Consider the following 9850-nt stretch of genomic DNA (forward strand, 5'->3'; position numbering starts at 1 on the left):
CCCGAGCCCGTGGGCCGAGCCCGAGCCCGAATCCGAGCTCGTTGTACGAGACCGCATGAATCTTCCGCGACGGAGGGCTCGCCCTCGCACAACGGGCTCGGTCTCACCGACCGGGACCGGTGCGTCGCCCCGGCGCACGCGGGACGCCCCCTTGCCCCGCTCCGCTCCGAGTCGGTAGGCTGACTCGGGTACCCCGATCGACCCGGAGGAAAGGAGCAGGCCATGGAACGCACCCGCATCCCGTCGGCGTCTGCTCTTCCGGGCAGCCGGCTGACCGGACACTAGTTCACCCGGCCGCGCTGCTCGCGGCCCCTCCGAATCAGCCCCGAGCACCGGCGTCTCCGCCGACGAGCTCCCATCCGATCAGGGATCATGACCTCTCAGCACCCCGACTCCACGCCCGCCGGCGCCGAGACCGCGGCTCCGGCGCGCCTCCCCATGCTGCGCTCGCTCGCGCGGCTCGTCCCCTACGCCCGCCCCGCGATGCCGCGCCTCATCGGCGGAGCGGCGGTCGCGCTCGCCGCCACCGTGGTGAGTCTCATGGTGCCGCTCGTGATCCAGTGGGTCATCGACGGCCCCATCAGCACGGGCGACCGCGCCGTCGTGCTGTGGGGTGTGGGCGCGGTCTTCGCGCTCGGCCTCCTCGAAGCCCTGCTCATCTTCCTGCGGCGCGCACTCGTGCTCGCCCCGGCGACCGAGGTGGACCGCCTGGTGCGGCAGGCCTTCTTCGAACGGCTGCTGCGGCTGCCCGTCGCGTTCCACGACCGCTGGCCGGGAGGTCAGCTGCTCAGCCGGATGATGCAGGACATCGGCCGCGTGCGGCGGTTCCTCTCGTTCGGGCTCATCATGCTGCTCGTGAACCTGCTGACCATCGTCATCGGGATCGGCCTGCTGTTCCGCTGGCACTGGCTGCTCGGCTGCCTCTTCCTCGTCTGCACGGTGCCGCTGTGGCTCGCGAGCGTGCGCTTCAATTCGCGCTTCGACACCCTGTCGCGGCTGAGCCAGGATCAGGCGGGCGACCTCGCCACCTCGGTGGAGGAGAGCGTGCACGGGATCCGGGTGCTCAAGGCGTTCGGCCGCGGCGGGCACGCGCTCGACGCCTTCACGCGCCGGGCGGAGTCGCTGCGCGCCACCGAGCTGCGCAAGGCGCGGGCGCTCGGCGAGATCTGGTTCTGGCACGAGATCGTGCCGGTCGCGGCGCAGGCCGCCTGCCTGCTCGCGGGCGTCTGGCTCGTGACCCGCGGCGAGCTCTCCGTGGGGCAGCTCTTCGCGTTCTTCACGCTGGCCGCCGCCCTCAGCTGGCCGATCGGGTCGCTGGGCTTCCTCTTCTCGATGCTGATCGACACCCGCACCTCGGTCGACCGCGTCTTCGAGGTGTTCGACGCGCCGATCGCGGTCGAGGATCCCGCGCACCCCGTCGATCCGGGGTCGATCACCGGCCGGCTGCGGTTCGAGAACGTGTCCTTCCGGTACCCCGACATGCGCGCCGGTGAACGGAACGTGATCGACGGCCTCGACCTCGAGCTCGAGCCGGGGGAGACCCTGGCGCTCGTGGGCGCGACGGGCTGCGGCAAGACCACGCTCACGACGCTGCCCTCGCGCCTGTTCGACGTGACCGGGGGAGCCGTGCGGCTCGACGGCGTCGACGTGCGCGAGATGGCGCTCGCGACCCTGCGCTCGCACATCGGCATCGCGTTCGAGGACCCGGTGCTGTTCTCGGCGTCGGTGCGCGAGAACGTGCTGCTCGGGCGCGAGGATCTCGAACCGGGGAGCGAGGAGGCGGAGCGGGTGCTGCGCGAGGCGCTCGCGGTGGCCAGCGCCGGCTTCGCCCACGACCTGCCGTTCGGCCTCGACACCGAGGTCGGCGAGGAGGGGCTCAGCCTCTCGGGCGGTCAGCGGCAGCGGCTCGCCCTGGCCCGGGTGGTCGCGGCGAAGCCCGCGGTGCTCGTGCTCGACGACCCGCTGTCGGCGCTCGACGTCGACACCGAGACGCGGGTGACGGCCGAGCTGCGCCGCGTGCTCGCCGACACCACGGTGCTCGTCGTCGCCCACCGCCCGTCGACGGTCGCCCTGGCCGACCGCGTCGCGGTCATGTCGGAGGGGCGGATCGTCCGGGTGGGACGGCACGCCGAACTGCTGCGCACGAGCGCCGAGTACCGGGCGCTCCTGTCCACCCTCGGCGACGGCGATCGAGGCGGCGAGCGGTTCGGGGATCCGGAGCCCGGAGCCGGGGACCGACCCGGAGAGGGGGCTGTCGCATGAGCGTCACCACCGTGCACGGCACGAGCGGAGAGGATCGCGGCGACTACAACCGCGCCGAGAGCCGGTCGATCCGGCTGCGCTCCCTGCGGCTCCTCGCCGACATCCTGCGCCCCCGCAGAGGGCTGCTCGTGCTCACCGTCTCGGTCGTCGTCGTGTCGACGATCCTGCGCGCCGTCGTGCCGAGCCTCATCGCCTACGGCATCGACACCGCGCTGCCCGCCGCGCTCGCGGGCGACTGGGCGCCGATCCTGTGGACCGCGGCCGCGATCCTCGGCGCGGGCGGCGCGGGCGGGCTGCTCGTCGGCTGGTACGTCGTGCTGATCGCCCGGCTCACGCAGGCGATCATGATCGAACTGCGCACCCGCATCTTCCGGCACACGCAGCGGCTCAGCCTCGAGTTCCACGAGGGCTACACCTCGGGACGCATCATCTCGCGGCAGACGAGCGACCTGGAGTCGATCCAGGAACTGCTCGACGGCAGCCTGAACGAGCTCGTCGACGCGGTGCTCATCGGCGTGTTCACGCTGTGCGCCCTGCTGCTGCTCGACTGGCAGAGCGCGGTGATCCTGACCGCCGCAATGATCCCGCTCGTGCTGCTGATGCGCTGGTTCGTGCGCGAGTCGCAGCGCGGCTTCCGCGCCACCAGCGTCGCCAGCGCGAAACTCATCGTGCGATTCGTCGAGACGATGACCGGGATCCGCGCCGTGCAGGCGTTCCGCAAGGAGCGGCAGCGCTCGCGGCAGTTCGGGGGCGCCGCGAAGGAGTACCTCGACGCGAACCTGCGCGTCATCAAGCTCTACGGCGTGTTCGATCCGGCCCTCATGCTGCTCGGCAGTACCACGATCGCGGTCGTGCTGCTGTGGGGCTCGCTGCGCGTCGTCGACGGGGCGCTCGCCATCGGCGTGCTGCTCGCCGCGATCATGTACGTGCGCAACTTCTTCGGCCCGCTCGAGGAGGTGGCGACGTTCCTGAACTCCTACCAGTCGGCGGCGGCCGCGCTGGAGAAGGTGTCGGGTGTGCTCGAGGAGGAGCCGACGGTGGCGGATCCCGCCCAGCCCGGGCGTCTGCCGGAGAGCGGCGGCGAGATCCGCTTCGAGCGCGTCGACTTCGGATACGGCGCCGGCCGCAGCGTGCTGCAGATCCCCGATCTCACGGTCCCGAGCGGCCAGACCGTGGCGCTCGTGGGCACGACGGGCGCGGGCAAGTCGACGCTCGCGAAGCTGGTGGCCCGCTTCTACGACCCGCGGGGCGGGGCGGTGCGGCTCGACGGGGTCGACCTGCGCGCCGTCGCCTCCGCCGAGCTGCGGCGGGCGGTCGTCATGGTGACGCAGGAGGCCTACCTGTTCAGCGGCTCCGTGGCCGACAACATCGCGCTCGGCAACCCCGACGCCTCGCTCGCCGAGATCCAGGAGGCCGCGCGCGCGGTCGGCGCGCACGACTTCATCGAGGCGCTGCCCGACGGCTACGACACCGACGTGAACAAGCGCGGCGGCCGGGTCTCGGCCGGGCAGCGGCAGCTGATCTCGTTCGCGCGGGCCTTCCTCGCCGATCCGACCGTGCTGATCCTCGACGAGGCGACGGCCTCGCTCGATCTGCCGAGCGAGCGCCTGGTGCAGGCCGCCCTGCAGCGGCTGCTCGCCGATCGCACCGCGATCATCATCGCGCACCGGCTCTCGACGGTGGAGATCGCCGACCGGGTGCTCGTGATGGAGCACGGGCGCGTGGTCGAGGACGGGAGTCCGGCGCAGCTGATCGCGCGCGACGGCCGCTACGCCCGGCTGCACCGGGAGTGGGCGGCGTCGCAGGCCTGAGACGGCCCGGCCGGCTCGATCCCGCGGCCGCGGGACGCGTCGCAGTAGTGTGGAGACGACATGTCGAATTCCACGCGGGCGCTCTTGCGGCGCATGGCCCCGAGCATCTACGGGCCGACGATCCTGTTCACCCTCGGGGAGTACGCGATGCTGCCGCTGATCCCGGTGATCGCGGTCGGCATGGGAGCGGGGCTCGGCCTGTCGGGGGTCATCGCGTCGGCCGTCGTGGTCGGCCAGCTCGTCGGCAACCTGCCGGCGAGCTGGGTGGTGGCGCGCGCCGGAGAGCGCATCGCGATGCTCATCGCCTCGGGGGTGGCCCTGCTGGGCGCCGTCGGGGTGGCGCTCGCCCCGAACGTGGGCGTGCTGGGGGTGTCGGTCTTCGTCGTGGGATTCGCGGCGGCCACCTTCGGGCTCGCGCGGCACTCGTTCATGACGACGCGAGTGCCGTTCGCGTTCCGCGCCCGCGCGCTCTCCCTGATCGGCGGCTCGCACCGCCTCGGGCGCTTCGCGGGGCCGTTCCTCGCCGCCGGCCTGCTCGCTGCGACGGGGAGCTCCGCCGCGCCGGTGTGGGCGTTCGTCGTGTGCCTGGGGCTCGCGGCGCTGCTGGTCGGGTTCGCCCCGGATCCGGAGCGCGCGATCGCCCCCGCACCCGGGCGCGCCGCATCGGACGGGGCCGTCGACGCCGACGGGAGCGCCGGAACCGCCGGAACCGCTTCGCCGCGGCGGTCAGGCGGGATCGCCGCGGCGGTCCGTGCGGGCCGCGGGCCGCTGCTGAGGATCGGCGGATCGGCCGCCGCGCTGTCGGGGCTGCGCTCCGTGAAGGACGTGCTGCTGCCGCTCTGGGGCGTCTCGATCGGCATGGACGCCACGGGCATCGCGCTCGTCGTGGGGATCTCGGGCACCATCGACTTCGCCCTGTTCTACACGAGCGGGCAGGTGATGGATCGTTTCGGGCGGCTGTGGGCGGCGCTGCCGGCGACGGTCGCCATGGCGGTGAGCTTCCTCGTGCTGGCGTGCACGCACGACCTTCCCGGCGCCGAGGCCTGGCTGCTGGGCTGCGCGGTGGTGATCGGCGTCGGCAACGGGCTCTCGAGCGGGATCCTGCTCACCCTCGGCGCCGATCTCGCCCCGCGGGACGATCCCGCCCCGTACCTGGCCGCGTGGCGCACGCTCACCGATCTCGGCGGCGCGGTCGCGCCGCTCGCCGTATCCGCGATCGCGGCGGCGTCGCTGCCCCTGGCCGCGGCGGCGACCGGGGTGCTCGCGGTGCTCGGCAGCGCGGGCTTCGCGCGCTGGATCCCGCGCTACATCCCGCGTGCGCGGGGCGGGCGGCGGCACCGCTAGGCGGGGTGTTCGTCCCTCGGTGATACTTCGCTCACAGGCGACGATCCTGGCCCGGTCGCGACGAGTTATGCACATCGTCGGTTCTCGCCCGTGATCAGCGGTTTTTCTCTGGCAGACTGACTCCGAATCGGACAGAATGGGAGTGTGATCACCATGAACGAACCGCAGGTCCGGGCCGTCATCGGCCTGCTCGCCGCGACGCTCGTCGGGTTCGTCACCCTGGTCACGCAGTTGCTCACGCGCGCCATATCGGCCCAGTTCGACGGGGTGGCGGCGAGGTTCGAGAAGATCGATGTCAAGCTCGACGCCAAGTTCGAAGCCGCAGACGCCCGCTTCGACGCCCTGCACGCCGAGATGGTGCTGCGCTTCGAGCACCAGGAGCGGGCGTTCGACGAGCGGTTCGCGCGCCTCGAGGCGAAGCTCGAGGGCCTCGATCGAGACGTGCAGGCCATCTCGAAGCGGGTGCTCCCGGAGTAGTGCGCCGTTCGGGCCGCTCGGCGACCGGACGGGTGAGGGCGCTACGACCTGGGGGCACTCCGACGGCTCTCCGCGGCTTCGGAGCCCCGGTTGCCTAAACTAGACCCCGTCCGCCCACCGGCGCACATCTCCCGACCGAAGGACTCCCGCACACCGTGAGCACCACCGATCGCCAGGCCCCGCTCCGCATCCTGATCGGATGCGACACCTTCCTCCCCGACGTCAACGGCGCGGCCCGCTTCGCCGAACGGCTGGCCGCCGGGCTCGTGCAGCGCGGCGAGGATGTGCACGTGGTCGCCCCGTCGGTACGGCACAATCGCACGGGCAGCTTCGTGGAGACCATCGAGGGCGAGCGCATGACGGTGCACCGCTGGGCGAGCTGGCGCTGGTACCCGCACGACTGGCTGCGCTTCGTACTGCCCTGGCGGGCCCGGGGGTACGCCCGCAAACTGCTCGACCGCGTGCGTCCCGACGTGATCCACATCCAGTCGCACATCGTGATCGGGCGCGCCCTCGCGATCGAGGGCGCGAAGCGGGGCATCCGCGTCGTCGCCACGAACCACGTCATGCCCGAGAACGTGCTCGACTTCACGCTCCTGCCCGAGAAGGCCAAGCGCCTCTTCGTGCGCTGGGGCTGGAACGCCGCCGATCGGGTGCTGAAGCTCGCGGCCGCCGTCACCACCCCCACCCGTCGCGCGGCCGACTTCCTCGAGCGCAACACGCACCGCCGGGGCGTGCTCCCGGTGAGCTGCGGTCTGCGGGCGTCGAACTACACCGCCGATCTCTCTCCGCGCACCGAGAACAGGCTCGTCTTCGTGGGCCGGGTCACGCTCGAGAAGGAGATCGACGTCATCCTGCGCGCGATCCCGCGCATCGATCCCGAACTCGACGTCAGCTTCACCGTCGTGGGCGATGGCGACCAGCGCAAGAGCCTCGAGAAGCTCGCCGCCGAACTCGGGATCGCCGACCGGGTGCGCTTCACCGGGCGCGTCACCGACGAGCAGTTGCGCGCGTGCCTCACCGGGGCCAGCGTGTTCGTGATCGCCTCGATCGCCGAGCTGCAGTCGATCGCCACGATGGAGGCGATGGCCTCCGGCCTGCCCGTCGTCGCGGCCGACGCCATGGCCCTGCCGCACCTGGTGCACCACGGCGAGAACGGCTATCTCTTCCAGCCGGGCAACGACCGCGAGCTCGCCGATCAGATCGAGCGGGTGCTGCGTCGCAGCCCCGAGGAGTTCGAGCGCATGCAGCGCGCCTCGATCGAGGCGGTGCAGGTGCACGACATCGATCGCACGCTCGACACCTTCGAGGCGCTCTACCGCGGCGAGCCCGTCGCGAGCTGATGCACGTCCTCGTCGTCACCGATCAGCATCCCGAGTCGCTCGGCGGGGTGCAGGTGGCGATCCGTCTGCAGCGGCGGTATCTCGAGCGCCTCGGCCACCGGGTCACCGTCGCGGCCCCCGCCCTGCACCGGCGCGGCTACGCCGCCGACCCCGCCGACGGCGAGGCCTACGTCGATCTGCCGTCGATGCCCATCACGCGGGACCGGGAGTACGGGCTGAGCTGGCCGGGGAGGCGCACCGATCGGGCGCTCGCCGCGGCGCTGGCGGGACTGCCCCCGGTGGATCTCGTGCACGTGCAGGGAGACTTCTGGGGTGCGCTGACCGGTGCGCGGGCCGCACGCGGGCTGCGCGTTCCGCTCGTGATCACGATGCACAACCACGTCGACGAGGGGACGCGGGCCGTCACGCCGCTCGCCCCGCTCGCGTTCGGCGCGCTGCGCCTCTGGCGGAGGCTCGTGCTGGGGCGGTGCCGCGGTGCGGTGTCGCCGAAGGCCCGCGGGGCCTGGCGCTACCTCGCCGAGCTGGCGGCGGAGGCGAGCGCGGTGACCGCGCCGTCGCGGCACTTCGCCGATGAGCTGGAGCGGCACGGCGTCTCGCCCCGGGTGCTCGTCACCCGCGGCGGGGTCGACGACGAGGCGATCGCCGAGGTGCGGGCGCTGCCGCGCTCGCCGAGGCGGCGGCCGCGGCTCGTGTGGCTCGGGCGCATGAGCCACGAGAAGCGGGTGCTCGAGTTCGTGGACGCCGTGGGGGAGTCCGGCATCGATGCGGACGTCGTGCTGCACGGCGGCGGGCTGCTGCTGCCGCGGGTGCGCGACCGGATCGCGAAGCTGGGTCTCGGCGACCGGGTGACGGTCGCGGGCCCGGTGCCGTACCGCGACGCGCTCGCCGCCATGCACGACGCCGACGCGCTCGTGCAGACCTCGGTGGGATTCGAGACCCAGGGACTCACTCCCTTCGAAGCAGCCGCGCTCGGCACGCCGACCGTCTTCTGCGACCCGGAGATCGCCGCCGACGTGGCGGTGTCGGCGGAGTGGCGGGTGCCCGACGGCAGCGTCTCGGCGCTCGCGCGCGCGCTGCGGGAGGCGGTCGCCGCTCTCGCCGCCGATCCCGAAGCGCATCGGGTGGCCGAACCCGAGGCCCGCGGCTTCCTGCAGTCGGCGCAGACCGAGGTGCTGCTCGGCGTCTACGAGCGCGCGCTCGCGGACGGATAGCGTCCGCAGCCCGTCGGGTCGGCCGGTCGTTTCGCGACGGCGCGGGCGGGCGGGCGTTTCACCGCCGTTTCGATTCCGAGAATTTCTCATCACGGGGCTTCCCTCCGTCGTCTTCGCGCGATAGCATCGTGGGCAGTCGGTCATTTGGTCAGACCAACTGACAGGCTGTTCATTCGGCTCCAGGTCGGAATGAGCACTGAACACTCAACGATGAGCATGAAGGAGAAAATGGTGTCTGTTTCGTACGAAGCCCGTGTAGCTGAGCTCGGTCTCGATATTCCCGATTACACCAGCGGGGGCTATCACGGCACCTACTACGGCACGATGAAGGCGTTCCACAAGACCGGCAACCTGCTGTTCCTCTCGGGCCACGTCGAAGACGAGCTCGGCAAGAACGGACAGCCGATCCACCCGGGTCGCCTGGGCGCGGAGGTCACCGTCGAGCAGGGGTACGAGGCCGCGCGCCGCACGGCGCTCAACTGCCTCGGCACCATGCGTCTCGCACTCGGCTCGCTCGATCGGGTGAAGTGCCTCGTGAACTCGCTGAACTTCGTCGTCGCGGCCCCCGATTTCGTCGACGTGAACCTGGTCTCCTGCGGAGCGACCGACCTCTTCCGGGACGTCTTCGGCGAGGAGGCCGGACTCGGCGGTCGGGCGACCATCGGTGTGACGTCGCTCGCGGCGAATCACTGCTTCGAAAACTGGATGACCATCGAAACCATCGATTGACGATAGAACGACGGGTGCAACGATCATGAGAAGCAAGAGAATCGCCGGTGTCGCGATCGTCGCGAGTGCGGCGCTGTTCGCGCTCGCGGCCTGTTCCTCGGGCGAGTCGGGCGGCGGGTCCGACGGCGCGTCCGAGGACGCGATCCCACTGGCCTACACCGCGACCCTCTCCGGAGATTTCGCGAGCTACGGCTTGGAGATGCGCGAGGGCATCGACCTCGCGATCGAGGAGATCAACGCGAACGGCGGCGTCCTGGAGCGGGACCTGACCACGGAGGTCGTGGACGACGAGGGCAAGCCGGCCAACGGTCCCGTCATCGCGCAGCAGTTCTGCGACGACGAGAGCATCCCGGCGGTTCTCGGCTTCAGCTTCTCCAGCGTTGCGCTGTCGGGGCTGCCGATCTACACCCAGTGCGGGCTGCCGATCGTCGCTTCGGCCGTGACGTCGCCCGAGCTGAGCGGCGCGAGCGACATCTTCTTCCGCACGGTGTTCACCGATGCCTACCAGGGGGCGGAGGCCGCCCGGTTCATCACGGAGCACCGGGGGGCGGAGAAGATCGCGGTCCTGTACCAGCAGGACGACTACGGCAAGGGCGTCGCAGACGCCTTCAGCGCCGTCTACGGCGTGCTCGGAATGGTCAACTTCGCCTTCGGCGAGATCTTCATGTTCGGC

The 9850-nt window shown here is 71.6% G+C and carries 8 protein-coding genes; all 8 read left to right on the forward strand.

All coding sequences use genetic code 11. From position 1 onward, the window contains the following. The first annotated feature begins 372 nt into the window (after positions 1 to 372). Entirely contained in the window at positions 373 to 2262 is a 1890-nt protein-coding gene (locus ACWKZU_RS03440; protein WP_449280994.1) for an ABC transporter ATP-binding protein, read from the forward strand. Then, entirely contained in the window at positions 2259 to 4073 is a 1815-nt protein-coding gene (locus ACWKZU_RS03445; protein WP_449280995.1) for an ABC transporter ATP-binding protein, read from the forward strand. Before ACWKZU_RS03440 ends, ACWKZU_RS03445 begins: the two co-directional genes overlap by 4 nt. A gap of 60 nt (positions 4074 to 4133) precedes the next feature. Then, positions 4134 to 5417, forward strand: coding sequence for an MFS transporter (locus ACWKZU_RS03450; RefSeq protein WP_449280996.1), 1284 nt, complete (start codon positions 4134 to 4136; stop codon positions 5415 to 5417). A gap of 144 nt (positions 5418 to 5561) precedes the next feature. After that, positions 5562 to 5894, forward strand: a complete 333-nt coding sequence (locus tag ACWKZU_RS03455) for a hypothetical protein (RefSeq protein WP_449280997.1) — start codon at positions 5562 to 5564, stop codon at positions 5892 to 5894. 155 nt (positions 5895 to 6049) lie between these two features. After that, complete coding sequence (locus ACWKZU_RS03460; protein ID WP_449280998.1) at positions 6050 to 7237, forward strand: glycosyltransferase; 1188 nt, start codon at positions 6050 to 6052, stop codon at positions 7235 to 7237. Beyond that, positions 7237 to 8448: a glycosyltransferase gene (locus tag ACWKZU_RS03465; protein ID WP_449280999.1), complete on the forward strand. Its 1212-nt coding sequence runs from the start codon at positions 7237 to 7239 to the stop codon at positions 8446 to 8448. The genes ACWKZU_RS03460 and ACWKZU_RS03465 overlap by 1 nt, the downstream gene beginning before the upstream one ends. A 231-nt stretch (positions 8449 to 8679) precedes the next feature. Then, positions 8680 to 9177 (forward strand): RidA family protein, encoded by a 498-nt coding sequence (locus ACWKZU_RS03470; RefSeq protein WP_449281000.1) that lies wholly within the window; start codon positions 8680 to 8682, stop codon positions 9175 to 9177. A 25-nt stretch (positions 9178 to 9202) separates the two neighbouring features. Beyond that, positions 9203 to 9850: ABC transporter substrate-binding protein (locus ACWKZU_RS03475; protein WP_449281001.1), on the forward strand; the 648-nt coding region annotated here is incomplete at its 3' end.

This window comes from Leucobacter sp. (genome assembly GCF_053528595.1).

Bases quoted from the DNA above. Each gene is read 5' to 3' on its own strand.
- ACWKZU_RS03445 (WP_449280995.1), top strand. From the start codon at position 2,259: ATGAGCGTCACCACCGTGCACGGCACGAGCGGAGAGGATCGCGGCGAC.
- ACWKZU_RS03440 (WP_449280994.1), top strand. From the start codon at position 373: ATGACCTCTCAGCACCCCGACTCCACGCCCGCCGGCGCCGAGACCGCG.
- ACWKZU_RS03450 (WP_449280996.1), top strand. From the start codon at position 4,134: ATGTCGAATTCCACGCGGGCGCTCTTGCGGCGCATGGCCCCGAGCATC.
- ACWKZU_RS03465 (WP_449280999.1), top strand. From the start codon at position 7,237: ATGCACGTCCTCGTCGTCACCGATCAGCATCCCGAGTCGCTCGGCGGG.